This is a genomic window from Pseudomonas sp. EA_5y_Pfl2_R50, from assembly GCF_963970475.1.
GTDB lineage: Bacteria > Pseudomonadota > Gammaproteobacteria > Pseudomonadales > Pseudomonadaceae > Aquipseudomonas.
In genome coordinates this window covers 236526-262823 of sequence record NZ_CAXAPT010000005.1, presented here as the reverse complement: position 1 = coordinate 262823, position 26298 = coordinate 236526, and the positions used below count along the sequence as shown (strand labels likewise).

Here is a 26298-nt window from a genome sequence, read left to right as displayed (position 1 = left end):
GGATTAATCGGGACACTACTCTGAAGACGGTTTTCCGGCCCCGCGACCGAACCGCTGAAACACTTTTCTTTCCAGTTTTGCGGCGCAAAAGCCCAATGCGGCTTTGATTTCCTTCTCGACCATGCGCGTGGAAATGCCGAAGCGCTGCGAGATTTCCAGGTGCGGCGCCTCTTCCAGGCGCGCCGCGATGAAGATTCGGCGACGGCGTGCGGGCAGTTCGTAGAGGGCGCTGAGCAGTGACTGGATTTCCTTTTGCCCGCCCACCACCCGCGCCGGGTCCAGTGCCTCGTCGCCGATTTGCAGCAGCTCTTCGACTTCTTCGCCGGTGAGCAGGCGCGCATCGGCCTGGCGGCGGTCGGCGGCGATGTTCAGGGCCATGCGATAGAGGTATGCGTTGGGCCGCAGCAGGTTCGGCGGCGTCTCCATGCGGTCGACCCGCAGGTAGGTTTCGTGCAGCACGTCGTTGGCCAGATCTTCCGAACCGAGACGCCTGCGCAGGCGCACCCGAAAGTCCTCGTAGGACGTCAGGAACAGTTGGACCATCGAACCTTGTCCGGTGTCTTTCATCCCCCGGAAACTCCTTCCCATTTGGTGCATTCCATGCGTTTCCCTGACGACTCCGGTAACAACAGCAACGTGACCGGCTGACGCAAGGCACTGGGCGTCGGCCGGTCGATCCTGAGAGTGCGAAAACTTTCCACCAGCGCGGTATCGCGCCGTACATCACCGGTCGATGTCACCAACCGGTTGTGCTGCACCACGCCATCGCGCCCGACCCAGACCTGCAACACCGCGCGATAACTGCCCGGGCGGGTCAGCGGCGAACGGCACAGGTTGCGCTCGATGGCTGCCTGCACCGCCGTGGCATAGTTGCGGCTCACCGCAGCGCTGGGCGGCGGTATTTTCTCCGTCGACGATGGCACGTCCTCGACCTGCGCCACTTGCAGCGTGAACGCATCGTCGCGGGCATAACGCGCCATCAAGCCACTGCCACCGAGCAAACGACGCAAGGCGTCGGCGGCGGTGTATTCGCCGTCGACGGCCAGCGAGCGGCGACCTCGACTGAGCTGGCTGTCGACCAGCACCGCGACACCAGTGGCGTGGCTGTACTGGTCCAGCGCGCGGGCCAGATCCTGCGCCGGAATGTGCAGCGTCATGCGCAGGTCGGCCGGCGCCGGCGCCGCTGTCGTCGCGTCTGCCAGCCAGCCAAGCAGCAGCCCCAGACACATCCGGCGCACAAGCCTCGTTGAACGCTGAAGACCGTCCCTGGAACTGCCTCGCTGCACGGCTGACGAATCCTTGAAAACCGTCATCCTGATGACTGTTTATGAATCTGGTGTGACGGGCGGTGCAAAAAAACCATCACGGGAATTGCGCAAGGCTTGCACTAGACTCAAGCCATAGCGCGGCCCCTTTGGGCCGGCCAGGAGGCGAGCATGAACACTCTGTGGCGATTCACCCTGGGCGGGCTTTTGTTGACGGCGCTTTCGAGCGCTTATGCCGAGGAGCCCTTGGGCTGTGTCGAGGTGACGGTCGGCGGCTACAAGGCGCCGAATTACGACTGCTTGAGCCAGCAGATGGGCAACAACCCGGATGGCGCGGCGGCGGCGGAAAAGCATCAGGAGGCGATGAACGTACCGGTAAACAAACGGCCGCCGAATCAGGTCGGCCTCGCGACTCCGTCCGCCACGAGCACGCGAATGGGCAACACCTTCGGCACCTCGGTGAAACCGCAACGTCCACCTCAGTGACAACCCACCGGTCATGCTTGGTTTCCGGCACATGGCGCTGCGCCAACAACGTCACCGCCTACCCTTTTCGGCGACTGACACACCGCCTTCGCGAGCAAGCCCGCTCCCACAGGGGAATAGTGACTTCACCGTAAACGCCGACAGCGACGCAACACAGCCCCAATTTATCGAATTGTGGGTACACCACTGAATGACAGATCCCCACGATCCCTGTGGGAGCGGGCTTGCTCGCGAAAGCGCCCTTCCAGACAGATTCGCTGTTCAATCTCGACCAGCGCGGCCTCGTCGCCTACGTCGGCACCTTCTCGAAAACCCTGCCGCTGGTGCTCGAACTGGCGAAAAAAGTTGAAGTGGCCTGTATGCGACCAACGGTTTCTATTACCAGCAAACCCCGAAAAACGGTCTGTACTTCGGCTTCGGCGCCATCGAGACGCTCGACATCGACATCGCGCTGGAGCGCCTGCGCGACATTCTGCAACACGTTGCCTGAATGATTGGTCTGGGCGATTAACTGCCGATTGGTTATTGGTGATCGGCAGGTGCAAGCCTATTCTGCACAGACGTTATCCCTCAGTGAGCAGGATTCGTCCGGCCTGATTCAGGAGTGTGAGCAATGTCCAACGAAGTGATCAATACGGTTCAGGTGCAGGCTGCCTCCGGCCGCTCGGAGGAACTGGGCAGGCAACTGCAGAAGATCGTCGAAACCCTGCGCGAAACGCCGGGCTGCGATTCCTATCTGGTCGACCGCTGCCCGGAGGACAGCCACCGCTGGATGGTCAGTGCACGCTGGCAGTCGGAAGCGGCGATGCAGGCGCATTTCAACCGGCCCGAGGCACAGGGGTTTATTGACCTGATCGATAGCCGGTTGGCCAATAGCGTCGACTTCAACAGTTTCCCTATCGTCTGATCTGACGTCTTCGCGAGCAGGCTCGCTCCCACAGGGTTATCTGTTGTTCACAAAATAGGTGAGCAACCGCAGAACCTGTGGGAGCGGGCTTGCTCGCGAAGGCGTACTCCGCCACAGCGATAACCGTCCTGCCTACCTCGCCGATTGGTCACATCCGATCATCACAGGTAACCCGCCATGAAAACCCTGCCCTTGCTCGCCTCAGCCCTCGCTGGTGCTGGCCCCGGATGAGCAAGTGTTGATCCCGCTGAAAAACTGATGGATGTTCGAGCAGCCATAAATAAACCGGCGCGAATCGCTGTTTTATTTCCCGGCGTAATTAAGCGAATCGGGTTACAGCAAACAAAACTATGCAATGCCAAACAAGACAGCAAATTGTCAGCTTGGCGGGTTTAGTCTGAATTCACAGTCGTCAACGACGACCATTCACACTTTCCGACTGATGTTGTTTCACGGGAGAAACACCATGAAACCACGACGCCTATGTCGCCAGTTCAAAACCGGACATGGCCGTGGACTGGGTCAGAAGTTGTATTGAATGTGAGGCCCCCTTCGCGAGCAAGCCCGCTCCAACAGGGGGAATGTATTTCAAATGTGGGAGCGGGCTTGCTCGCGAAGAGGCCAGACCCACCAGCACAAATCCCTCAGGTACAAAAAAGCCCCGGCATCTCACGACACCGGGGCTTTTTCATTCAGCCACTACTTACGCCAATTCAAGCTCGGCATTCGCAGCTACCGCAGGCACGACCGCTTGCCCGCTCAACGCCAGGTCAAGCAGCTCACGGTTGGCCACCGCATACATGGCGTAGTCCGTGCCGCTCGCGGCGCGGATTTCCACCAGCATGGCGCGCCAGCGCGAGATCATGCTTTCGTGCTGTTCCATCCACAGCGCCAGACGTGCTTCCACGTCCTGAGTGCCGTCGCCCTGTTGCAGGACGGAGATGGTGATCGCACGTTGCTGCCAGTCGACATCGTCGCGGAACGCTTCACGGGCCAGGGCTTGCCAGTTGTTTTCAACCGGCAGCGCGCTGATCTGTTGCAGGTACCAGGTGATGTCCAGCGCACTGCCCACGGCGAAGTAAGCTTTCGCCACTTCGGCAGGGTTCTGGCCAGTCACGTCGGAGGCTTCGATGATCGGCAGCAGGGTGTACAGGTGCGAGGTGCCCGCGACCATGCGCGCCAGCAATTCCGGCACACCGGCTTCGACGTAAGCCTGATAACGCGCCTGCCAGTTTTCACGGATTTCGCCGCTCAGCAGTTCGTCGAGTTTCAGACCCAGCTCTTTCAGGTGCGGACCGAAGTGCGCGACGTCACGGGCAGCGTTCTGCTCGTTGCGGCGGGCACGCAGGAACCAGCGCGTGGCACGGCGACCCAGACGCATCAGCTCGTCCATCAGCTCCAGCTGCACATCAGCGGAAACCTGGTAGTCCAGCGCTTCGATCTGACGGAACCAGTGCGGGAGGTGGAAGATGTCGCGCACGATCACATAGGCACCGGCCACGTTCGCCGGGCTCATGCCGGTCGACTCTTTGAGTCGTTGAACGAAGGTGATGCCCATGTGGTTGACCAGGTCGTTGGCGATCTGGGTGCTGACGATCTCGCGCTTCAGACGGTGACGACGCATGGCTTCGGAGAACTTGCTGACCAGGCTCGGCGGGAACGCCGTTTCCATGTCGCGGGTCAGGTAGTCGTCGTCCGGCACCAGAGAGCCCAGCAGCTGCTCTTTGAGGTCGATTTTGCTGTAAGAGATCAGCACCGACAGCTCAGGACGGGTCAGGCCGTGGCCCTCGGCAATACGCTCGGCCAGTTGCTCTTCGGTCGGCAGGAACTCGATGGCACGGTCCAGCTTGCCACGGCCTTCCAGATCGCCCATCAGACGCTTGTACTCGGCGATGCGCTCGTAGGCACGACGCGCCGCCAGGGACAAGGCCTGAGTCTGCTTGTAGTTGTTGCCCAGCACCAGATTGCCGACTTCGTCGGTCATGCTCGCCAGCAACTGGTTGCGTTGCTTGTCGGTCATGTCACCGGCCTGAACCACTTCGTTCAGCAGGATCTTGATGTTCACTTCGTGGTCGGAGCAGTCCACGCCACCGGCGTTGTCGATGAAGTCGGTGTTGGAACCGCCGCCATTGAGACCGAATTCCACACGACCCAGCTGGGTCATGCCGAGGTTACCGCCCTCGCCCACGACTTTGCAGCGCAGTTCGTTGCCGTTGACGCGCAGTGCATCGTTGGCCTTGTCGCCGACGTCGGCGTGGCTCTCGGTGCTGGCCTTGACGTAAGTGCCGATACCGCCGTTCCACAGCAGATCCACCGGCGCCTTGAGCAAGGCGTTCAGCAGTTCGGTCGGGGTCAGCTTGTCAGCCTTGATGTCGAAGCGTTCTTTCATCTGTGGCGAGATGGCGATGCTCTTCGCGCTGCGCGAGAAGATGCCGCCGCCTTCGGACATGATGCTGGTGTCGTAGTCGGTCCAGGCCGAACGCGGCAGGTCGAACATGCGCTGACGCTCGACGAAGCTGGTGGCCGGGTTCGGGTTCGGGTCGATGAAGATGTGCATGTGGTTGAAGGCCGCGACCAGTTGCAGCTTGTCGGACATCAACAAGCCGTTACCGAACACGTCACCGGCCATGTCGCCGACGCCCACTACGGTGATGCTGTCTTCCTGAACATTGATGCCGCGCTCGCGGAAGTGGCGCTGTACGCCAACCCACGCGCCTTTGGCGGTAATGCCCATTTTCTTGTGGTCGTAACCGGCCGAACCACCGGACGCAAACGCGTCACCCAGCCAGAAGCCATAGTCGATGGCGATGCCGTTGGCGATGTCGGAGAAGGTCGCAGTGCCCTTGTCCGCGGCCACTACCAGGTACGGGTCATCGTCGTCATGACGCACGACGTTGGCTGGCGGTACCAGCGCGCCGTCTTTCAGGTTGTCGGTGATGTCCAGCAGACCGGAAATGAAGATGCGGTAGCAGGCGATGCCTTCCGCCGCGATCTCGTCACGGCTGCCGCCCAGTGGCAGGCGACGCGGCAGGAAGCCGCCCTTCGCGCCCACCGGCACGATGACCGAGTTCTTCACTTGCTGGGCTTTTACCAGGCCGAGGACTTCGGTGCGGAAGTCTTCTTCACGGTCGGACCAGCGCAGACCACCACGGGCGACGTTACCGAAGCGCAGGTGTACGCCTTCAACGCGTGGCGAGTAGACGAAGATTTCGAACTTCGGCACTGGCTTCGGCAGTTCAGGAATCGCGTGCGGGTTGAACTTGAAGCTGAAGTACGACTTGTTCTGGCCGTTGGCGTCAGTCTGATAGAAGTTGGTACGCAGCGTGGCTTTGATCAGGTCGAGATAACGACGCAGGATGCGGTCTTCGTTGAGCACCTGGACGTCGTCCAGTGCGGTCAGAATCGCTTGTTCCAGACGCTGTTGCTTGTCTTCCAGATCTTCGTCGCTGAGTTTGCGCGCCAGATAGAAGCGGGTCTTGAACAACCGGGTCAGCTCGCGAGCGATGTCGGTGTGGTTGTTCAGGGTGCTGGCGATGTAACCGAGGTCGAAGCCCAGGCGAATCTGCTTCAGGTAACGCGCGTAAGCACGCAGCAGCGCAACGTCGCGCCATGGCAGGCCGGCGGTCAGCACCAGACGGTTGAACGCATCGTTCTCGGCTTCGCCACGGACGATGTGGACGAAAGCGTCCTGCAGGGTGTCGTTGAGTTGCTGGATGTCGAGGTCCAGACCTTCAGCGGCGGTGAACGCAAAATCGTGAATCCAGAACTCGCGGCCATTGGTGTGACGCAGGCGGTACGGGAATTCACCCAGCACGCGCAGGCCGAGGTTTTCCAGAATCGGCAGGACGTCGGACAACGCCAGCGGCGTGTCGGCGTGGTACAGCTTGCAATGCAGCTCGCGCTGACCGGAGACCTGGCCCAGCGGCTGATAGAAGCTCATCACCAGCGGATTTTTTTCGTTGAGGCTCAGCAGGTGCTGCATGTCGACCACGGCCGAATGCGCAGCGAAACGCTCGCGGTAGCCCGCCGGGAAGCCTTTAGGGAAGTCGGCCAGCACGTTGGTGCCGTGGGCTTCGCCGAAGCTTTCGACGGTCAGTGCGGCGTAGTCGTCCTGCCAGCTGCGGCACGCTTGTACGACTTCTTTTTCCAGCAGCACCGGGTCGATGTCGAGACGGTTTTTCGGGTCAACGCGCAGAATCAACTGTACGCGGGCCAGTACCGATTCGGAGAAGAACGTCCAGAATTCGCAGTCGGACGCCTTCAGGCGTTCCATCAGCACGTGCTGGATCTTCTGGCGAACTTCGGTGGAGTAGATGTCGCGCGGCACGTAGGCCAGGCAGTAGCAGAAGCGACCATACGGGTCTTTGCGCAGGAACACGCGGATCTTGTTGCGCTCCTGGATCTGCACAATCGACATCACGGTGGTGAACAGTTCGTCGACCGGGGTCTGGAACAGGTCATCACGCGGCAATACTTCGAGGACCTGCGCCAGCTCCTTGCCCAGGTGAGCCTTGGACTGGAAGCCGGAGCGACGCTCGATTTCCTCGACCTTGCGGCGGATGAACGGGATGACCCGCACGCTCTCGCCATACACCGACGAGGTGTACAGGCCCATGAAACGGTGTTCCTTGATGACTTTGCCGTCGGCGTCGATTTCACGGATCGACACGTAGTCCGGGTACGCCGGACGGTGGACACGGCTCGGGTGCGCAGCCTTGGCGAACGACAGCAGGGTCGGTTCGCGCAGGTACTTCACCGCGTAGTCTTCGATGCGCAGGTCTTCGTAGCTCAGGCCGGTGCGCAGCAGTTTGGTCAGGCCGAGGAAGGAGTTCTGGTCGTATTCGATGTGGCCGCCGTCGGCCTGATCGGTAACCACGAACTCTTCGTAGCCGAGGAAGGTGAAGTGGTTGCCCACCAGCCATTCCAGGAAGCTTTTGATTTCGTTCTTTTCATCGGCATCGATGGCAAACGCGCTGTTGTCGAGCCGGGTGAGGATGTCCTGCACCTTGGCTTTCATCGGCTCGAAATCGGCAACCGCGACGCGGACTTCACCGAGAACCTGTTCCAGCTCTTTGCTCAGCACATTCAGTTCGGCCGCGTTGGCGCAGCGGTCGATTTCCAGGTACATCAGCGATTCGTGCAGAACGCCTTCGCCAGTGCTGCCTTTTGGCAGGATTTCCAGCAACTCGCCCTTGCTGCCCCGACGCACGCTGAGCACGGTGGTTTGCAGGGTGTGGATGCTGTAGCCGCGACGGTTCAGCTCGGTGCGGACCGAATCGACCAGAAATGGCAGGTCGTGGTGCAGGACTTCGACCGCGGTGTGGGTCGACTGCCAGCCATGACGCTCGTAATCGGGGTTGTAGACGCGCACTTGCGGTTGCGTGTGATCGAAGCGCTCAAGCAGGCGCCACGCGGAAAGAGTACAGCCAGCGAGGTCGGAGAGGCGACGTTGAGTCAGCTCGTCCAGGGAAATGATGCCGAAGAATTGTTCAGCGAACAGCGCCACTTGTGGCAGTGCCTGTTCACTGATGTGCTGCGCCAGTGCCGCTTGCAGTTGGTGCTGGAAGTCGGCTTTGCTGGCTGCGGTGAAGAACGCCATCTGTGGTACTCCGCTTAAGCTTGTTATTGATGGAAAGCGTCGCGTGCAACACCCCTTTCGGGGCCTGTGTCGCCCTGTTCCTGATTCTCGGGCAGAGGAAACAGGGTGACAGGTGGGTGAAGCTGGACGGGACACTCAGGTCACATTCACCTTCCATAGAATGAGCATCTGCAAAAACGACTGCCGGCGCTGCCGGAAATGCCTTTACGGGTGCTCATCCGTTGCGCAGCTTAAAGGGTGCGACAATGTGTCTGCTTGCGGTGCTGCGACATATTCGGTCATTGGCACGTAAACCAAGGCTTTGGCACCGGTAAACACTAGCAGTCTTGGCGGAAAATGCCGGTCTGAATGCCCGTTTTTACGGTACCTGCGTGCCAGAAATGACCATTGATCCATGTCGCGTTCACGACACATCCTCTGACACTCTCACATGCAGAAATTCCCGAGGACTGGCAGAATCGCGCCCATTAGCGACCAACACGCCCGCCGAGGCAGGAATTCCCCATGCAAATGACCACCGCCCTACTGATCGTCAACCCGTGCGACGACGAAGAAGACAACATGGCCATGCTCTGCTGCCACAGCGACAAGGGCGACATGTTCCTGATGAGCCGCTACCCGGACGAAGACGAGCTGGAAATCACCCTGGACGGCGAGCCTTCGACCCTCGACGGCGTCAAGGTCACCCTGGGTTCGAACCTGTTGAAGATCGAGATCGCGGCGGCGGATGCCGATGCGCTGAATGGGGATGATGTGCTGGAGATCAGCTTCAACCCGGACATGGTGGATCTGGATGAGGTGGTCGAAACCCTGACGAATATCCTTGATGGGACGGGGACCTTCATCAACGAGGTTTGATGCCGCCTGGACTGGCCTCATCGCTGGCAAGCCAGCGATGAGGCCAGAACTGCCACCTCAATACTCCCCGGCTACAAAAATCCAACAATTCCCCCGGTCATTTCCCGCACTTTGCGCAAAATGCCGTTAGTCGCCACCCCCCGCGATGGATTAAAGTAACGCCCCCAGCCCCGGCGTTATCCGAACGCCTGTGGCCACCCCTTTCCAGGAACAGTCACCGATGGAACATCGTGAAGCGCTGCTGGCGCTGCGAACCTTTCTTTCAACGCAGATTCTCGGCCAGGAAAAACTCATCGAGCGGTTGCTCATCGCCTTGCTTGCCGACGGCCACATGCTGGTCGAAGGCGCTCCGGGCCTGGCCAAGACCAAAGCGATCAAAGAACTCGCCGAGGGCATCGAAGCCCAGTTCCATCGCATCCAGTTCACCCCTGACCTGCTGCCGGCCGACATCACCGGCACCGAGATCTACCGCCCGGAAACCGGCAGTTTCGTGTTCCAGCAGGGGCCGATCTTCCATAACCTGGTGCTGGCCGACGAAATCAACCGCGCGCCGGCCAAGGTGCAATCGGCGCTGCTCGAAGCGATGGCCGAGCGTCAGGTCAGTGTCGGGCGCAGCACTTATGAGCTGTCGCCGCTGTTTCTGGTGATGGCCACGCAGAACCCTATCGAACAGGAAGGCACCTACCCGCTGCCCGAAGCGCAGCTCGACCGCTTCCTGATGCACGTGAAAATCGGCTTTCCCGATGCCGCCGTCGAGCGGCGCATCCTCCAGCAGGCCCGTGGCGAGGCGTTGAACGGCGAAACCAAACCCGAGCGCCGCGTCAGCCAACAGGCGATTTTCGCTGCACGCAAGGAAATCCTTGGTCTGTACATGGCCGACGCCGTGGAGGAATACCTGGTGCAACTGGTCATGGCCACGCGCAACCCGGCCAAGTTCGACCCGGAAATGGCCGAGTGGATCGCTTATGGCGCCAGCCCGCGTGGCTCGATTGCCCTCGACCGCTGCGCCCGCGCCCACGCTTGGCTGGCCGGTCGCGACTTCGTCAGCCCGGAAGACATTCAGGCCGTGCTGTTCGACGTGTTGCGTCACCGCATCATTTTGTCGTTTGAAGCCGAGGCCGCCGGCATCGATCAGGATCGGGTGGTGCAGCGGATTCTCGACGTCGTAGCCGTCGCTTGACCCCCATGAACGCCCCTCTGCCGTCCGAACCGGGTATCCGCGTCAGCCTTGCCGAGCTGATCGAGATGCGTCACCGCGTGCGCGAGGTGCAGCTGTTTTCCACGCCGAGCCAGCGCAGCCCGCTGATCGGCCTGCATCACTCGAAATTCCGCGGTCGCGGCGTCGACTTCGATCAGGTGCGGGTCTATCAGGCCGGCGACGACGTGCGCACCATCGACTGGCGCGTGACGGCGCGCACCCAAGAGCCACACACCAAGCTGTTCCATGAAGAACGCGAACGGCCGATCTTCATCATGGTCGAGCAAAGCACGCGGCTGTTCTTCGGCTCCGGGCTGATGTTCAAATCGGTGCTGGCGGCGCAGGCTGCAGCGTTGATCGGCTGGGCCGCGCTCGGCCACAACGACCGCGTCGGCGGGCTGGTGTTCGGCGACAACGAGCACTACGAAATCAAACCGCGCCGCAGCAAACAAAGCCTGTTGCAATTGCTCAACCGTCTGGTCAAGGTCAATCAGTCGCTGCACAGCGAGCGCGAACCGGATCGCGATGCGTTAGGCGTGGCGCTGCGCCGGGCCCGTGAAGTGCTGCGTCCGGGCAGTCTGGTGATCGTGATCTGCGATGAGCGCGCGCTGTCCGACAGCGCCGAACAGCAACTGAGTCTGCTCTCGCGGCATTGCGACTTGCTGATGCTGCCGCTGTCCGATCCGCTCGATCACGCCCTGCCCGCTGCCGGCCTGCTGCGCTTCGCCGAACGCGGCGCGCAACTGGAAATCGACACGCTGAACTTTGACCTGCGCCAGACCTACCGCGCCCAGGCCGAAGCACGTATCGCCCGCTGGGAATTGCTCGCGCAGAAACTGCGCGTGCTGCTGATGCCGCTGAGCACGCAAAGCGAGATGGTCGAGCAAATGCGCGAGTTCCTCAATCCGCAGCGTCCGGGAAAAGTTCGATGAACGGCCTCGAACAACTGCAACCGCTGATTTCCCCGCCACCGATTGGCTTCTGGCCGCCGGCGCCGGGCTGGTGGCTGCTGCTTCTGTTGTTGCCGTTGATGGGTTTCGCCGCGTGGAAGCTGCGGCGTTTCATTCCGATGAAGAAACGCGCGGTGGTGCGCGCCGAGCAACCGCTGGACCCCGTGCGCATCGCCGCCCTCGCGGAACTGGCGCAAATGCCCAAACCTTACGACGGTGCGCCGGCCGGTGCCTGGCTGCAGCAACTCAACGGCCTGCTCAAACGCCTGTGCCGCAACCATTACCCCTACAGCCAGAGCCACACGCTCAACGGGCGTAAATGGCTGGCGTTTCTCGATAACCGTTGCCCGGCGGCCGGCCTGACCCGCTGGATGGTGCTGGTTGAAGGCGCGTACAAACCGGAATGCAAACTCGACGACAAAGCCATCGCCGGCCTGACCCAAGCGGTCGAAACGTGGATTCGCAAACATGTTTGAGTTCGCTTGGCCGTGGATCTTCGTGCTGGTGCCACTGCCGTGGCTGATGCGCATTGTGCTGCCGGTGGCCGACAGCGGCGAGCCGGCACTCAAAGTCAGTTTCCTCGCCGACCTCGAAGGCCTCGCTCGCCGTCGCGCCCGCGCCAATCTGCCGGCATGGCGTCAACAGGCACCGTTCATGGTGCTCTGGCTGTTGTTGCTGATCGCCGCCGCCCGTCCGCAATGGCTCGGCGAACCATTGCCGATTGCCGCCAGCGGTCGCGATCTGCTGGTAGCCGTGGACGTCTCAGGCTCGATGGATTTCCCCGACATGCAGTGGCAGGACGAAGAAGTCAGTCGTCTGTCGCTGGTTCAGCATTTGCTCGGCGACTTCCTTGAAAGCCGCGATGGCGACCGTGTCGGGCTGATCCTGTTCGGCAGCCAGGCCTATCTGCAAGCGCCGCTGACCTTTGACCGCCGCACCGTGCGTGTCTGGCTCGATGAAGCGCGCATCGGCATCGCCGGCAAGAACACTGCCATCGGCGACGCCATCGGTCTGGCCCTCAAACGTCTGCGCATGCGCCCGGCGCAAAGCCGCGTGCTGATTCTGGTCACCGACGGCGCCAACAACGGCGGTGAAATCGATCCGCTGACGGCAGCGAAACTGGCGGCCAGCGAAGGCGTGAAGATTTATCCGATCGGCATTGGCGCCAATCCCGAGGACAGCGGCTCGACCGGACTGCTCGGCGTCAATCCGAGCCTGGACCTCGACGAACCGGCGCTCAAAGCCATCGCCGAAGTCACCGGCGGCCAGTATTTCCGTGCCCACGATGGCAAGGAACTGCAAGCGATCAAGGACACCCTCGATCAACTTGAGCCCGTCACTCAACAACCGACCCAGGCCCGCCCGGCGCAAGCCTTGTATCACTGGCCTTTGGCGTTGGCGCTGTGGTTGAGCCTGTTGCTGGTCGCCCGCGAATTGTGGCCGGACAACCCGCTGCAACGCTTGTTCACCAAAGAGCTGTATCTGCAAAGTCCGTTGCCTGACTGGCGCGAGCGCCTCAAGCGCCTGCGTTTGCGGAGGCGCCGATGATCGCGCTCTGGCCGCACTGGTTCCGTCCGTGGTGGTTGCTGTTGCTGCCGCTGCTCGGCTGGCTGATCTGGCAGCTCTGGCATCGGCAGAAGCGTGCCGGGCGCTGGCAGATGATTCTGCCCCCGGCGTTCCATGCCACCCTGCTCAGCGGCGGCAATGGGCGCGACAGCAAGTTGCCGTGGGTCGCCCTCGGCGGCGCGTGGCTGCTGACGATTCTCGCGTTGCTCGGGCCCAGTTGGGAGCGGGTCGAACAGACCAGCCAGAAACCCGCTGATCCCTTGGTCGTGGTGCTGGAACTGACCCCGGAAATGCTCGCCACCGACTCGCCACCGACGCGACTGGAACAGGCCCGGCGCAAGCTGTTCGACCTGTTGCAGGCGCGCAGCGACGCGCAGACCGCCATTGTCGTTTACGCCGGCAGCGCGCACACGCTGGTGCCGCTGTCGGATGATCTGGCGACCAGTCGCAATCTGCTCGACGCGCTCAAGCCTTCGCTGATGCCCGAAAGCGGTCATCGCGCTGATCTGGCCGTGATCAAAGCGCTGGCCTTGCTCAAACAAGGCGCGCTTGGTCAGGGACGGATTCTGCTGATCGGTTCGTCGCTTGATGAACAGGAACGCCAAGGCATTCGCCGCGCGCTCAGCGGACAATCGACGCAGTTGCTGATGCTCGGCGTCGGCACCGCCGAAGGTGCGCCGATTGCGCAGGAGGACGGCAGCTTCCTCAAGGACGAGCAAGGCGCGATCCGCGTGCCGCAACTCGACAGTCCCGGCCTCGCGGCATTCCTCAACAGCGTCGGCGGCGAATACCACCCTGCGCGGCTGGACGAAGCGGATCTCGGCGCCCTTGGTCTGCTCAACGGTCCACGCAGCCTGCGCGACGACGGCCAGACCGTGCGCCTCGATACCTGGGCCGATCAGGGTTACTGGCTGCTGTTACCGCTTTTGTTGCTCGCCGCCTGCGCCGGGCGCCGTGGCTGGTTGTTCTGCCTGCCGCTGCTGTTTTGCTTGCCGCAGCCCAGCTACGCTTTTGACTTCGAAGACCTGTGGCTGCGTCCCGACCAACAGGGCCTGCACCTGCTCAAGCAAAAACGCCCTGCCGAAGCCGCGCAGCATTTTGCCGATCACCAGTGGCAAGGAGTGGCGCTGTACGAGGCCGGCGACTACAGTGGCGCCGCCCAGCGCTTTGCTCAAGGCAGCGATGCCCGCGCCCACTACAATCGTGGCAACGCCCTGGCAAAAAGCGGCGAGCTGGAAGCGGCCATCGACGCCTATGAACAGGCGCTGGAACTGCAACCGGATTTGCGTCCGGCGCAGACCAACAAGGCGCTGGTGGAAAATCTGCTGAAGCAGAAAAATACGCCACCGCCCGCCGAGCCGGACAGCAAACCGAGCGAGCAACCAAGCCTGCCGGGGGATGAACCGCCGCCCGCGACCGCCCCGCCGCCTGCCGTGAAAAGTGAAACCCAGGGCGATACGCAACCAGCCGAGCCGGCCAGCGAACCGCCGCCGACCACGCCACCGCTACCGGGTCCCGACGAAGTGCCCGGTAGCGATGAGGCAGAAGAAACGGACACCGTGCCAACGCTGCGCCCGAGCGAAGACAACCTCGAAGGCGAGCAACGTCAGGCACTGGAACAATGGCTGGGCAAGATCCCGGACGATCCGGGCGAATTGCTGCGACGCAAATTCTGGTACGAACAGCAACAACATCAGGATCAGGAAAACACTCGATGACCCGCTTCACCGCTCTCTTGCTGCCCCTGCTGCTCTGCACGGCCACCGCCCAGGCGGCCGAGTTGACGGCCAGCGTGGATCGCAGTCGCCTCAATTCCGGCGAGACGGTCGAACTCACCCTCGAAACCAGCGACGTCACCCAGTTCGGCAAACCCGACCTGACCGCGCTGGAGGCGTTGTTCGAAGTGCGCGGCACGCGGCAGGTCAACCAGCTCAATACCCTCAACGGCGACAACCGCGCGACCACGCGCTGGATCATCACCCTGCGCCCCAAAGAGAATGGCAGCGTGGTGATCCCGCCGCTGCAACTGGGCGACGCGCAGAGCCAGCCGATCACCGTGCAAGTGGTCGAGAGCGACACCCGCGAAAACAAGAACAGCCTTGATCCAGTGTTCATCGAGGCCAGCCTCGACCAGTCCAGCGTCTATGTGCAGGCCCAGGCGATCCTGACCCTGCGCATCTACCATTCGGTGTCGCTGTACGACGACAGCAGCCTGACGCCGCTGCAAATCGCCGATGCCCGCATCGAGCAACTCGGTGACACGCGCACCTACGAAAAAGACCTCAACGGCGTGCGCCATGGCGTGATCGAAATGCGCTATGCGATCTACCCGCAGCACAGCGGTTTGCTGACCATCGCGCCGCAGACGTTCAGCGCCACACTGGTCGACACTCAACCGTCGCAGGACACCAATGCGCAAGGGCCGAAGCCGGGCAAACTGATGCGCGTCAGTTCCGCCGAAATCCCCTTGACCGTCAAACCCAAACCGCTGACCTACCCGGTCGACGCACCGTGGTTGCCCGCGCGCAGCCTGAGCCTCAGCGAAAGCTGGAACCCGGAGCCGGAACACACTCAGGTCGGTGATTCCCTGACCCGCAGCCTGACGTTGAAAGTCGAGGGGCTGGCCGCCTCGCAACTGCCGGCGCTGCCCGCCACCGAAGTCAACGGCCTGCGCCGCTATCCCGATCAACCGGTGCTGAGCAACCAGAGTACCGACCGCGGCATTGTCGGCAGCCGCGAAGAACGCGAAGCGCTGGTGCCAAGTCGCAGCGGCGCCATCGACTTGCCGACGGTGGACGTGGTCTGGTGGAACACCTTCGAAGATCATCTGGAACACAGCAGCCTGCCCGCGCGCACCCTGCAAGTGGCGAACAACCCGAGCCTGCAAGTCGACACCCCGGCCGGCAACCTGCAACCGAGCGTCGTCGATAACGATGTGTTGTGGTGGTGGAAACTCAGCACCCTGATTCTGGCCTGCACCACCCTCCTCGGTTTCGGCCTGTGGTGGCGCGCTCGCTGGCAACCGGCAGTGCACCGCGCCGCCCAAGCCGGCCCGAGTCCGCGCACGTTGATGGACGACATCAAACGGGCGAGCCAGGCCAATGACCCGCAGGCGACGCGGCAGGCACTGGATGCCTGGGCGCGGCAGCAGCCGGAGACACTGGCGGACATGGCGGCGCGGTTTGTGCCGTTGTCGGATGCGCTGGATGGGCTCAATGGTGCGCTGTACAGCGAGACGGGGCAGCATTGGCAGGGTGAGGATTTGTGGCGCGCAATCCGCACGATTCCGGCAGCGGAACGGGTGCAGGACCCGGTGGGTGATAGTGGATTGCCGCCGCTTTATCCCAAATGATGCCCTCCGTGGCCGAGGTGGAATTCGGCGTCCAGATGTATCTCCTGTAAAAAGGCGTTGTCGTGGGAGACGACGATCAATGCCCCGGTGTATTGATCAAGCATCTGTTCGAGGGCGATCTTACTGGGCAAATCCAGATGATTATCCGGCTCATCCAGTAACAGCAATTGTGGGGGTCGCAGCGCGTACAACTCGGCGGCCAAGGCGATTTTCAGACGCTCTCCGCCGCTCAGCCGAGCGGTTTGGAGCATCGCCCGATCCGCATCGATACCCATCTGCGCCAGTCGCGTCCGTGCCTCGGCTTCCGGCAACTGCGGATTACTTTCGTAAAGCCATTGCACTGCCGTGCGTTGAGGGTGCTGCAAACCGGCATGTTGATCCAGCCAGCCGACATGACAACTGCGCACCACTTCCCCCTCACGCGCCGGCAGTTGCCCGGCGATGACCTGCAACAAGGTCGACTTGCCGCTCCCGTTGGCACCAAGAATGGCCATACGCATAGGCCCCGTCAGCGTGAGGTTGACCGGCTCGGCGTGGCCGAAAGGCAGCACCACATTGATCAACTGCACGATCAGCTTGCCATTGGGTACCGAGCACTCCGGTGAAAGCATCACGCGCTGCATGTCCGGTGCGCAACGCGCCCGAGCCTCGGCGATTCGTTGCTGTTGTTGTTCGCAGGCCAATTGTTGATTGAGGCGTAATTTGCCCTGACTGTTTTCGCTACGCTCTTTTTGCGCATTGGTAATCAGTTTGGTCTGGTTGCCGTCACGGGCCTGGCGGTCGCCGCGTGAATTGCTCCGCTGCTGACGCTCCATCTGCACGACCATCTCGCGCTGCTCGCGCCTGGCTTTTGCCCGTTCCCCTTGCAATGCCGACTGGAACGCCTGCTGCTCTTGCTCACGCGTGGCCGAGTAATGACTGTAATTACCGCCATACACCGCCAGCCCGAGGGGCGAAAGCTCGACAATCTCGTTGACGTGTTCCAACAGGCCGCGGTCGTGGCTGATGAGAATCAAGCCATTGGGCCAGCGTTCGATTTGCTGCGCGAGCTTGTGTTGCTCAGAGGCATCCAGGTGGTTGCTCGGTTCATCCAGAATCAACCATTCAGCCCTCGATAACCATGCGCCCATCAGCGCCACCCGTTGCCGTTCGCCGCCGCTGAGCGCTCCAGTCGGTGCGTCGGCACTCAAGTGACCGAGGCCGATGTGCTGCAGTTGTGCCTCAAGCCGCGTCGCACAATCCCATTGGTCGACCGCCAGTGCGTGATCGTCATCATTGACGCTGCCTTGGGCAATGCGTTCCAGCGCCGCCAAAATGGGCTCGACCCCCGCCAGCGCGGCGACGGTGGGATAGCGCTCGGGTTCGAGTAATTGCGCCATCGCGTAAACCCGTCCTTCGCGGCGGACGATGCCACTGGTGGGTTGTTGCTCGCCCGTCAGGAGCCGGCCGAGCAACGACTTGCCACACCCATTGGCGCCCACGATGCCGGTGGCCCTGGTATTGAATGTGTGGTTCAAGTGCTCGAACAGCAAGCGCCCGTCGGGCAGGTTGAACGACACCTGATCAAGTTGCAGTAACCGTTGAGTCATGAGGTTTCCTTGAATAATCGGCCCGATGGGCAAAGCTCCACTCCCGGATGAGGCGCAACAGGCCCAGGCGGATGGGCAATGACCGTAAACACGGCGCCATCCCACCATTGAAAATGACCGTCGAAGAGCATACCGGCCCTGATCGACGTTGAGAGATCCTGGGTCACCCTTAGCACCAGCCGTCCTGAGGTTGGCATCTGATGCTGCAACTAGCCAAGTCTGCGATTTGTTCTGCCTTTCTGCATTCTGCACCTTTTGCCAGTAAACTCCCTGTCTTTGCAGCCGCCACCCTGTCGCGCGCGGCCATCATCTTTTCTGTTGCGGAGTCCACCTTGCGTCTGTTCCACACCTCCGACTGGCACCTTGGGCAAAACCTGCACGGCCAGGAGCGCGATTTCGAGCATGCGTGCTTCCTCGAATGGCTGCTGCGCCAACTGCAACTGGCGCAGCCGGATGTGCTGCTGATTGCCGGGGACATCTTTGACACGGTCAATCCGCCGGTCAAAGCCCAGGAACGCCTCTACGACTTCATCGTCAGCGCCCACGAGCAGCAGCCGTTGCTGACCATCGTGATGATTGCCGGCAACCACGATTCCGGCTCCCGGATCGAACTGCCTGCGCCGTTGATGCGCCGTTTGCGCACCCATGCGCTGGGCCGGGTGCTGTGGCTGGATGACGGGCAACTGGATGCCGAACGTCTGCTGCTGCCGTTGCCGGATAAAACCGGCGAAGTCGCCGCGTGGTGCCTGGCGCTGCCGTTTCTGCGTCCGGCGGAAGTGACGGGCGCGCATCTGGGCGACAACTATTTGCGCGGCATCGGTCAGGTGCATGAATGGCTGATCGAAGCGGCCAACGCCAAGCGCAAACCCGGTCAGGCGCTGGTCGCCATCAGCCACGCGCACATGGCTGGCGGCTCGGTGTCGGAAGACTCCGAGCGCAGCCTGATCATCGGCAACGCCGAAGCCCTGCCCGCCAGTCTGTTCGGGCCGAGCATCAGCTATGTTGCCCTCGGCCATTTGCACAAGCCGCAGAAGGTCAACGGCGAAGAGCGCATTCGCTACAGCGGCTCGCCGATTCCTTTGTCGTTCTCGGAAATCGGCTATCAGCATCAGATTCTCGACGTCACCCTCGACGGCGAAACCCTGGTCAGTGTCGAGCCGAAACTGATTCCGCGCTCGGTCAATCTGCAGCGCATCGGGCCGGCACCGCTGGCCGACATTCTGCTGCAACTGGCCGACTTGCCGAACATCGACCTGCTCGCTGAAACCCAGCGCCAGCCGTGGCTGGAAGTCCGCGTGACGCTCGACGAGCCGCAGCCGGATCTGCGCCATCAAGTCGAAAATGCCCTGCAAGGCAAAGCCGTGCGCCTGGTGCGCATTGCCGCTGAATACGCCGGCAACCGGGGTGCGGATGGCAGCGATGACGGCAGCACGCTGATCGAGCTCGACCAACTCACTCCGCAGGAATTGTTCAGCCGCGCCTGGCTCGACAACTATGGCAGCGAGGTCGATGAGCAAACCCTCAAGGACTTCGCCGAACTGCTGCACGACGTGCAACTGGAGGGCGAGCAGCCATGAAGATTCTCGCCATTCGTTTGAAGAACCTCGCCTCGCTGGCCGGGCCGTTCGAAATCGATTTCACCGCCGAACCGCTGGCAAGCGCCGGTTTGTTCGCCATCACCGGCCCGACCGGCGCCGGCAAAAGCACCCTGCTCGACGCCTTGTGTCTGGCGCTGTTCGGGGCTGTGCCGCGCCTGAACAACACCGGTCGTGACGCAAAAGTCCCGGATGCCGACGGTGAAATTGCTACTGGCGACCCGCGCACCCTGCTGCGGCGCGGCACTGGCGAAGGCTATGCCGAAGTCGATTTCGTCGGCGTTGATGGCCGTCGCTATCGGGCGCGCTGGGAAGCCAATCGCGCCCGCGAGAAGGCCGCCGGCAAGCTGCAGGCCAGCCGTCAGAGCTTGCGCGACATCGATCAGGATCAATTGCTCGCCAGCCAGAAAGGTGAATACAAAACTCAACTGGAAGCCGCGCTCGGCCTGAACTTCGAACAGTTCACCCGTGCCGTGTTGCTGGCCCAGAGCGAGTTCAGTGCGTTCCTCAAGGCCGACGATAACGACCGCAGCGAACTGCTGGAAAAACTCACCGACACGGCGCTCTATACCCGCCTCGGCCGCCGCGCCTTCGACAAGACCAAAGAGGCCCGCGAAGCGCACAAGCTGTTGCAGGATCAGGCCATTGGCGTCACGCCACTGCCCCCCGAAGCCCGGGCCGAGCTGGATGAGCGATTCAACACGGCACAACAGCAATTGAAGTTGCAGCAGGCGCAGCTTAAACAACTGGAACAGCAGCACGCCTGGCTCAAGGATTTGCGTGTGCTGCAGGACGCGCAGCAAGCTGCCGCCGAGCAATTGCACAGTGCCCGGCAGCAATCGGAACGTCTGGCCGGTGAGCGAGTCAAGCTAACGCGGCTGGAGCAACTCGGCCCGCAGCGGCATCAGTTCGCGCGCAAAACCGAACTCGATGGCCTGCTGACGCCACTGGCCGCGCAAATCGCCGCGCACACCCGGCAAAGCGCCGAACTGACTGAGCGCCAGACGCAGCTGGAGCAAAACCTTGAGGCGGCGAAAGTCGCCCTGAGCGAAGCGCAGCAACGACAAAGCGAAAACGCGCCGCTGTTGCGTCAGGCCTTTGAAGAACAAAGCACCCTCGCCCGTCTGGCCAAGGATGTCGCCGCCAGCGCAGACGCCAAAGCCCATGCGCAACAGGCGTGCATCGAGGGCCAGAACGCCATTCAAGCCTTGCTGGAAAAGCAGAGCCAGGTCGCCGAGCGCCTGCAACGTATCGCCGCCGAGCTTGAGCAAAGTGCTCATCTGGCGCCGTTGAGCGATGCGTGGAATGCCTACCGTGATCGTCTGCAACAGCTGATGTTGATCGGCAATCGCTTGAACAAGGGCCAGGCCGAACTGGCAAGCCTCGAAGAAAACGCCACCCGCAGCGCCGAAGTGTTGACCACGCACAAACAGCAACTTGAAGTGCTGTTCAAGGAGGCCGGCGCCGAACCCGATGCCGTCGCCGAACAAATCGGCCTCCTCGGCACGCTGTTGCAGGACAACCGCAAGCAACTGCGCGCCTTCGAAGACCTGTCGCGCTTGTGGGCCACTCATCAGGATCTCGACAAGCGCAGCAGCGAGTTGCAACAGCGCCAGCTCAATGCCCAGCAGGAACGCGAGCGTCTGACTCAGGACGGCGTGAAAACCAAAGCCGAGCTGACCGTCGCCGAGCAAACCCTCAACGTCACCCGCGAACTGCTTGAACGCCAGCGTCTGGCGCGCAGTGCCAGTGTCGAGGAGTTACGCGCGCAGTTGCAGGATGATCAGCCGTGCCCGGTCTGCGGCAGCAACGAACATCCGTATCATCAGCCCGAAGCGCTGCTGCAAAGCCTCGGCCGCCACGATGAAAGCGAACAGGCCAACGCGCAGCAGGGGGTCGATCAGCTCAAGGAAAAGCTCATCGAACTGCGCGCCGAAGTCGGGGGCGTGATTGCGCAGCAGAAAGAACTGCTGCAACAGCAGGAACAACTGGCGACCCAGCAGCAAGCGTTGGCGCCAAGCCTCGACGCGCATCCGCTGTCGGCGCAGTTGTTCAATCAGGACGCCGACAAGCGTGATAACTGGCTCGTCCGGCAAAGCGAGCAACTGAACCAGAGCATCGCTCAGGACGAACAGCGTCAAAGCGCCCTGTTGACCTTGCAACAGGATGCCGCGCGCCTGACTCAGCAATTGCGTCAAGCCGAAACCGCGCATCAACAAGCCGCGCAACAACTGAGCAACCAGCAACGCGAACTGAGCAGCGACCGTCAGCGCCTCGACGAGGAACTGACGGCATTCGCCACCCTGCTGCCCGCCGACACCCTTGAAGCCCTGCGCCAGGAACCGGCGGCGACCTTCATGCAACTCGACCGGCAGATCGCCGAGCGCCTGGCGCAAGTCGATCAGCAAAAGGAAGAGTTGAGCGAACAGCAGCAACGCCAGCAGACGCTGGAAAAAGAACAGGATCGTCAGCAGACCCGAGCCCAGCAAGCGCAGACCGCAGAGCAGCAGTTCGCAGCGTTGGCCGAGCAGCAGCAAAACTGCCAGCAGAAACTCGCGCAATTGCTGGCTGAGCACAGCAGCGCCGAGCACTGGCAGCAGCAGCTTGAGCAAGCCGTGGAACAGGCGCGCAACGCCGAAAACGGCACCGCGCAGGAACTGCAAAGCGTGCGCACGCAGCTTGTGCAGATTGCCGCTGAACTCAAGGCACAGCAGGAACGCTTGCAGGCCCTGGAAAGCGAGGAACAGGATCTGGCGAGCAGGATTGCCGACTGGCGCGCCCGTCATCCCGAACTGGATGACGGCGGCCTCGAAGACCTTCTGCGGGTCGATGACACGCAGCTCGGCGAACTGCGCCAACGCTTGCAGCAAAATGAAAAAGCCATCGAACAGGCCACGGTCTTGTTGCAGGAGCGTGACCGGTTATTGGTCGACCATCAGGCGCAAAGCAACGGCAATCTCGATGCCGGACAACTCGCCGCAGCCCTGACTGACCTGCAGAACCAATTCAACGTCAGCGAACAGCAATGCGCCGAACTGCGCGCCGAGCAAGTCGAGGATCAGCGTCGGCAAAACGCCAATCAGGCGTTGGCGCAGCAGATTGCCTCGGCCTATGCCGAGTATCAACGCTGGGCACGACTGAGTGCCTTGATCGGCTCCGCCACCGGCGACACGTTCCGCAAGATCGCCCAGGCCTACAATCTCGACTTGCTGGTGCATCACGCCAACGTGCAGTTGCGCCAACTGGTCAAACGCTATCGCCTCAAGCGCGGCGGCAGCATGCTTGGCCTGCTGGTGATGGACACGGAAATGGGAGACGAATTGCGCTCGGTGCATTCGTTGTCTGGCGGTGAGACGTTCCTGGTGTCGCTGGCGCTGGCGTTGGGCCTGGCCTCGATGGCATCGAGCACGCTGAAAATCGAATCGCTGTTTATCGACGAAGGTTTTGGCAGTCTTGATCCGGAGTCGCTGCAACTGGCGATGGACGCCCTCGACGGCTTGCAGGCGCAGGGGCGCAAGGTCGCGGTAATTTCCCACGTGCAGGAAATGCACGAGCGGATTCCGGTGCAGATTCAGGTACAACGTCAGGGCAACGGCTTGAGCACACTGGAGGTGAAATGAACACGCTGTATTCCTTTCGCCGCTGCCCGTATGCCATGCGCGCGCGGATGGCCCTGCGTTATTCGGGCGTGGCGGTGGACATCGTCGAAGTCAGCCTCAAGGCCAAACCGGCGCAGATGCTGGCGCTCTCGCCCAAGGGCACAGTGCCGGTGCTGGATGCGGGTGGACGGGTGATCGATGAGAGCCTGGAGATCATGCGCTGGGCATTGGCGCAGAATGACCCGGATGACTGGCTGCTCAAAGATGATCCGGGAGCGCAAGTCATCATGGACAGGCTGATCAAGACCAACGATGAGGTTTTCAAAACATCGTTGAACCACTACAAATACGCCGAGCGCTATCCCGAGAAGCCGATGGAAGTCTATCGGATGCAATGCTCAATGATTGCGCATCATCTGGATCTGACGCTGGGTGAATACGACTACCTGTTGGCTGATCATCCGTGCCTGGCCGATATCGCCCTGCTGCCGTTCGTGCGGCAATTTGCCCATGTTGATCGCGAGTGGTTTGCCCAGACGCCGTATCCACGATTGCAGGCCTGGTTGCAGCGCTTCCTCGAATCCGGGCTCTTCACTTCGATCATGAAGAAGTAACCCTTACCTGATCGTTCCCGCGCAGAGCGTGGAACGCTCAGTCAGGCCAGGGCCTGGCACATGCCAAGCGCCGAGCAATCAACTTCAAAGGGGCCGAGAAAATCCGCCGAGACTTTGACCGGTGGATTGCCAGCCATCAGCCCCAGGATATTTGCCCGTTCAATGTTGTGCGCAATATTGTGATTGGCCTCTATGGCTCGGGCCAGTGCGCCTACCGAGCCTTGGCCGATGCCCAGTAACGATGCGCCGTTGGTGAAGAAGGCCAAGCCGGCGATCACCCAGAATCGATAGCCTTTCATGCGCCGCCGACCCCCGCGAGTTCGACCTGATCGACCATCGCGCTCTGCGATTGGACTTCGAACTGGATGCCAGGATGGGCGACTTGAATCGGTGCGTCGAAGCGGTGTTCCATCTGCGAGGCGATGCTGACGACCAGGACCACGGTCAGGTAAAGACCGATGGCCAGATAGGCGCCGCGTCTGGCTGAGGTGAGGATTGCGCTGGCCATGGTGTTCTCCCGTGGGCATGTTTCGATGTCCACAGAATCAATCAAAAAAGCCGTGCTAACCACTCAGGTTTTGCCATAGTAAACATCAGCTTCGTTGATTATTTAGCCAGTCTATTTGCGCGGTTCAAGAAAGCTATCGGGCCGCGAAAAACACACGGACACGTCCAGGAGCTGCCGAAGGCTGCGATCTTTTGATTTTGCTTTTAACAAAACAAGGTCAAAAGATCGCAGCCTTCGGCAGCTCCTGCAGGGAGTTGTTCGAAGCGGGCATTTCAGTGTTGGGCTTTGTGATCCAGGGCAGCGTAGAAGTTGGCGCTCTGTTGCAGGTATTTCTGGGTGTAGCTCTGGGTGTGGGATTTCTTGCTGCTGAGTTCGACGTTAGCGCTGGCTGGCAGAGCGACGGTAGCGGAGATGGCGGAAGCGGCAATGACGGAGAAGAGATTGAAGTTCATGGCGGTAACCCTCGTGTTCGGTTGGCTTGTCTGCCCGGTTGGGCCGTGAAGCAAACTTAACGCTGGAGGGTTGATCGCTTGAAATGCTTTGTAGCATTACCGGTTATCAGCGCGATTAATACTAAGAGACAGGCCCCGTAAACCGGGGCCTGTGGCTTATTGTCGCACGATGAACTTGAGGTCACTCGGCGCGTCCATCGGCAATTTCTGCACGGTTTTACCGAGCAGACCGGTCTTGGCATCGCGCTCGACGACGACAATCTCATTGCTCTTCTGGTTGGCGATAAGCAGGAATTTGCCGCTTGGGTCGAGGCTGAACTCGCGCGGGTGATCACCCTCAACCGAACGTTTTTGCAGTTCCTTGAGCTGCGCGGTCGCCGGATCAATCGCGAAAACCACCAGTTGATTGGCGGTGCCACGGTTGCTGACGTACAGGAACTTGCCATCGGCAGACGCGTGCAACGCCGCAGCGGCCTTGTCCGAGGTCGGCTTGCCAGCAGCGAGGTCGACCAGTTGCGTCTGGGTCAGCACGCCGTCGTTGTAATCGAACACCGCAACCTGCGCGCTCATTTCCATGGTCAGCCAGGCGTGTTTGCCGTCAGCGCTGAACAGCAGATGACGCGGGCCGCTACCGGCGGGCAAGGTGACCGAGGCGGTTTTTGCTGGAGTGAGCGGCAAATCCGGGTTGGCCTTCGGGTCGAATTGGTAGATGAAGACCTTGTCCGCGCCGAGGTCGTTGGAGAACACGTAGCGACCGTCCGGGGAAGAGACCGTCGAGTGCACGTGGTTGGACGCCTGACGCTCGGGGTTGACCCGGCTAGCCGGGTGCGCGCTCATCTGCACGACAGGTTTGAGCTTGCCATCGGCACCGACCGGCAATACCGCGAGGGTGCCGCCCGGAACTTCCATCACCGAATAGTTGCTGACGAACAGATGGCTGGCGTCACCGCTGAGGCTCGAATGGGTCGGCTCGTTGCCGAGGCTCTGCACCTGATTGATCAGGCTCAGGGCGTGGGTCTTCGGATCGATCGAATAGCTGCTGACGCGCCCTACCGGGTCATTCTGGCCGGGGCCGTTTTCGTTGACCACGAACAAGCGCTTCTGATCTTGGGACAGGGTCAGCCAGGACGGGTTTTCGCTCTTGACCACTTGCAGCGGTTTGGCGTTGATCTGGCCCGTGGCGCTGTCGAAGTTCATCCGATAGAGGCCCTGGCTGGTGCCGGCAGTGTACGAGCCGACCAGCAACTGGAAGTTCTCGGCGGATGCGCTGGAAAGCCCCATAGCGCCGACGCTGCCGGCTATCAGCAGCGGCCAGAATTTACGCATTTTCATCAGTGTCATCCTCATCGTCACTGCTGCTGACGACATCGCCGAGGCAGACCAGACGGTGTTCGCCGGTGGTTTTGGTATCGCTGGCATAACCAATGACCAGCCAGCTCTGCAGGTCTTCGTCGAACGTTGCCGCTGCGACTTGTGCAGGGGTGAACTGCCAATGCCTGGCTGCTCGACCATCGATGCATTCGATGTGCAGGTTGTCGTCTTCGTCGAGGGCGAATTCGAAGGCGTGCAGGCCGTCGATTTCGACCATGCCGCAATGTTCGAGGGCGTTGAGAAGGGTTTGGGCAGTCATGGCAGTAAAGTCTTTCAGGGGGAAACCGGCAATGATAGCTCATTGTGAACGCAGATCCCCTGTGGGAGCGGGCTGGCTCGCGAATACGGTGTTTCAGAAACACATGTGTCGACTGACACAACGCATTCGC

The 26298-nt window shown here is 61.4% G+C and carries 21 protein-coding genes and 1 pseudogene; 13 read left to right on the top strand and 9 right to left on the bottom strand.

Annotated elements, in window-relative coordinates; translation table 11 throughout:
- Window positions 1-15: 15 nt before the first annotated feature.
- Together AACY19_RS11075 and AACY19_RS11070 are read right to left on the bottom strand one after the other, a co-directional pair.
- On the bottom strand, window positions 16-567 hold the full coding sequence (locus tag AACY19_RS11075; protein WP_027613107.1) for an RNA polymerase sigma factor: 552 nt from the start codon (window positions 565-567) through the stop codon (window positions 16-18).
- Window positions 564-1229: an STN domain-containing protein gene (locus AACY19_RS11070; protein WP_339450390.1), complete on the bottom strand. Its 666-nt coding sequence runs from the start codon at window positions 1227-1229 to the stop codon at window positions 564-566. The genes AACY19_RS11075 and AACY19_RS11070 overlap by 4 nt, the downstream gene beginning before the upstream one ends.
- Before the next feature lie 207 nt (window positions 1230-1436).
- Between AACY19_RS11070 and AACY19_RS11065 the strand changes: the two genes are divergently transcribed.
- The 3 genes and pseudogenes from AACY19_RS11065 (at window position 1437) to AACY19_RS11055 (ending at window position 2658) form a co-directional block, all read left to right on the top strand.
- Window positions 1437-1751 carry a hypothetical protein gene (locus AACY19_RS11065; protein ID WP_339450272.1) on the top strand — a complete coding sequence of 105 codons (315 nt, stop codon included), beginning with the start codon at window positions 1437-1439 and terminating at the stop codon, window positions 1749-1751.
- A 314-nt stretch (window positions 1752-2065) separates the two neighbouring features.
- Window positions 2066-2241: pseudogene (locus tag AACY19_RS11060) on the top strand (PLP-dependent aminotransferase family protein); the annotation flags it as partial.
- A gap of 123 nt (window positions 2242-2364) precedes the next feature.
- On the top strand, window positions 2365-2658 hold the full coding sequence (locus tag AACY19_RS11055; protein ID WP_339450271.1) for a putative quinol monooxygenase: 294 nt from the start codon (window positions 2365-2367) through the stop codon (window positions 2656-2658).
- 703 nt (window positions 2659-3361) lie between these two features.
- Here AACY19_RS11055 and AACY19_RS11050 read toward each other — a convergent pair.
- A complete protein-coding gene (locus tag AACY19_RS11050; protein WP_339450270.1) occupies window positions 3362-8257 on the bottom strand; it encodes an NAD-glutamate dehydrogenase in 4896 nt (1631 codons plus the stop codon).
- Window positions 8258-8761: 504 nt separating this feature from the next.
- Between AACY19_RS11050 and AACY19_RS11045 the strand changes: the two genes are divergently transcribed.
- The 7 genes from AACY19_RS11045 (at window position 8762) to AACY19_RS11015 (ending at window position 16181) form a co-directional block, all read left to right on the top strand.
- Complete coding sequence (locus AACY19_RS11045; RefSeq protein WP_339450269.1) at window positions 8762-9115, top strand: hypothetical protein; 354 nt, start codon at window positions 8762-8764, stop codon at window positions 9113-9115.
- A 220-nt stretch (window positions 9116-9335) separates the two neighbouring features.
- Window positions 9336-10295, top strand: coding sequence for an AAA family ATPase (locus tag AACY19_RS11040; protein WP_007913915.1), 960 nt, complete (start codon window positions 9336-9338; stop codon window positions 10293-10295).
- Between the two features lie 5 nt (window positions 10296-10300).
- The gene (locus AACY19_RS11035) at window positions 10301-11245 is read left to right on the top strand and encodes a DUF58 domain-containing protein (RefSeq protein ID WP_339450268.1); all 945 of its coding nucleotides are present in this window, start codon (window positions 10301-10303) and stop codon (window positions 11243-11245) included.
- Complete coding sequence (locus tag AACY19_RS11030) at window positions 11242-11739, top strand: DUF4381 domain-containing protein (RefSeq protein WP_339450267.1); 498 nt, start codon at window positions 11242-11244, stop codon at window positions 11737-11739. The genes AACY19_RS11035 and AACY19_RS11030 overlap by 4 nt, the downstream gene beginning before the upstream one ends.
- Window positions 11732-12811, top strand: a complete 1080-nt coding sequence (locus AACY19_RS11025; protein ID WP_339450266.1) for a vWA domain-containing protein — start codon at window positions 11732-11734, stop codon at window positions 12809-12811. Before AACY19_RS11030 ends, AACY19_RS11025 begins: the two co-directional genes overlap by 8 nt.
- A complete protein-coding gene (locus AACY19_RS11020) occupies window positions 12808-14547 on the top strand; it encodes a tetratricopeptide repeat protein (protein WP_339450265.1) in 1740 nt (579 codons plus the stop codon). The genes AACY19_RS11025 and AACY19_RS11020 overlap by 4 nt, the downstream gene beginning before the upstream one ends.
- Window positions 14544-16181 (top strand): BatD family protein, encoded by a 1638-nt coding sequence (locus AACY19_RS11015; RefSeq protein ID WP_339450264.1) that lies wholly within the window; start codon window positions 14544-14546, stop codon window positions 16179-16181. The genes AACY19_RS11020 and AACY19_RS11015 overlap by 4 nt, the downstream gene beginning before the upstream one ends.
- Here AACY19_RS11015 and AACY19_RS11010 read toward each other — a convergent pair.
- Window positions 16169-17770 (bottom strand): ABC-F family ATP-binding cassette domain-containing protein, encoded by a 1602-nt coding sequence (locus tag AACY19_RS11010; protein ID WP_339450263.1) that lies wholly within the window; start codon window positions 17768-17770, stop codon window positions 16169-16171. The genes AACY19_RS11015 and AACY19_RS11010 overlap by 13 nt on opposite strands.
- A gap of 332 nt (window positions 17771-18102) precedes the next feature.
- Here AACY19_RS11010 and AACY19_RS11005 point away from each other — a divergent pair, with 332 nt between their 5' ends.
- From AACY19_RS11005 to AACY19_RS10995, 3 genes are read left to right on the top strand one after another with little or no spacing between them, the layout of a single operon-like run.
- Window positions 18103-19347, top strand: a complete 1245-nt coding sequence (locus AACY19_RS11005) for an exonuclease SbcCD subunit D C-terminal domain-containing protein (RefSeq protein WP_339450262.1) — start codon at window positions 18103-18105, stop codon at window positions 19345-19347.
- Window positions 19344-22985 carry an AAA family ATPase gene (locus tag AACY19_RS11000; protein ID WP_339450261.1) on the top strand — a complete coding sequence of 1214 codons (3642 nt, stop codon included), beginning with the start codon at window positions 19344-19346 and terminating at the stop codon, window positions 22983-22985. Before AACY19_RS11005 ends, AACY19_RS11000 begins: the two co-directional genes overlap by 4 nt.
- The gene (locus tag AACY19_RS10995) at window positions 22982-23578 is read left to right on the top strand and encodes a glutathione S-transferase (protein WP_339450260.1); all 597 of its coding nucleotides are present in this window, start codon (window positions 22982-22984) and stop codon (window positions 23576-23578) included. Before AACY19_RS11000 ends, AACY19_RS10995 begins: the two co-directional genes overlap by 4 nt.
- 41 nt (window positions 23579-23619) lie before the next feature.
- Here the strand turns inward: AACY19_RS10995 and AACY19_RS10990 are convergent, their stop codons facing one another.
- From AACY19_RS10990 to AACY19_RS10970, 5 genes are all read right to left on the bottom strand, one after another.
- Complete coding sequence (locus AACY19_RS10990) at window positions 23620-23877, bottom strand: hypothetical protein (protein WP_339450259.1); 258 nt, start codon at window positions 23875-23877, stop codon at window positions 23620-23622.
- Window positions 23874-24086, bottom strand: coding sequence for a hypothetical protein (locus AACY19_RS10985; RefSeq protein ID WP_339450258.1), 213 nt, complete (start codon window positions 24084-24086; stop codon window positions 23874-23876). Before AACY19_RS10985 ends, AACY19_RS10990 begins: the two co-directional genes overlap by 4 nt.
- 272 nt (window positions 24087-24358) lie before the next feature.
- The gene (locus AACY19_RS10980; RefSeq protein ID WP_339450257.1) at window positions 24359-24538 is read right to left on the bottom strand and encodes a hypothetical protein; all 180 of its coding nucleotides are present in this window, start codon (window positions 24536-24538) and stop codon (window positions 24359-24361) included.
- 156 nt (window positions 24539-24694) lie between these two features.
- Window positions 24695-25870 carry a lactonase family protein gene (locus AACY19_RS10975; protein ID WP_339450256.1) on the bottom strand — a complete coding sequence of 392 codons (1176 nt, stop codon included), beginning with the start codon at window positions 25868-25870 and terminating at the stop codon, window positions 24695-24697.
- On the bottom strand, window positions 25857-26168 hold the full coding sequence (locus tag AACY19_RS10970) for a DUF5629 family protein (protein WP_339450255.1): 312 nt from the start codon (window positions 26166-26168) through the stop codon (window positions 25857-25859). The genes AACY19_RS10975 and AACY19_RS10970 overlap by 14 nt, the downstream gene beginning before the upstream one ends.
- Window positions 26169-26298 lie beyond the last annotated feature (130 nt).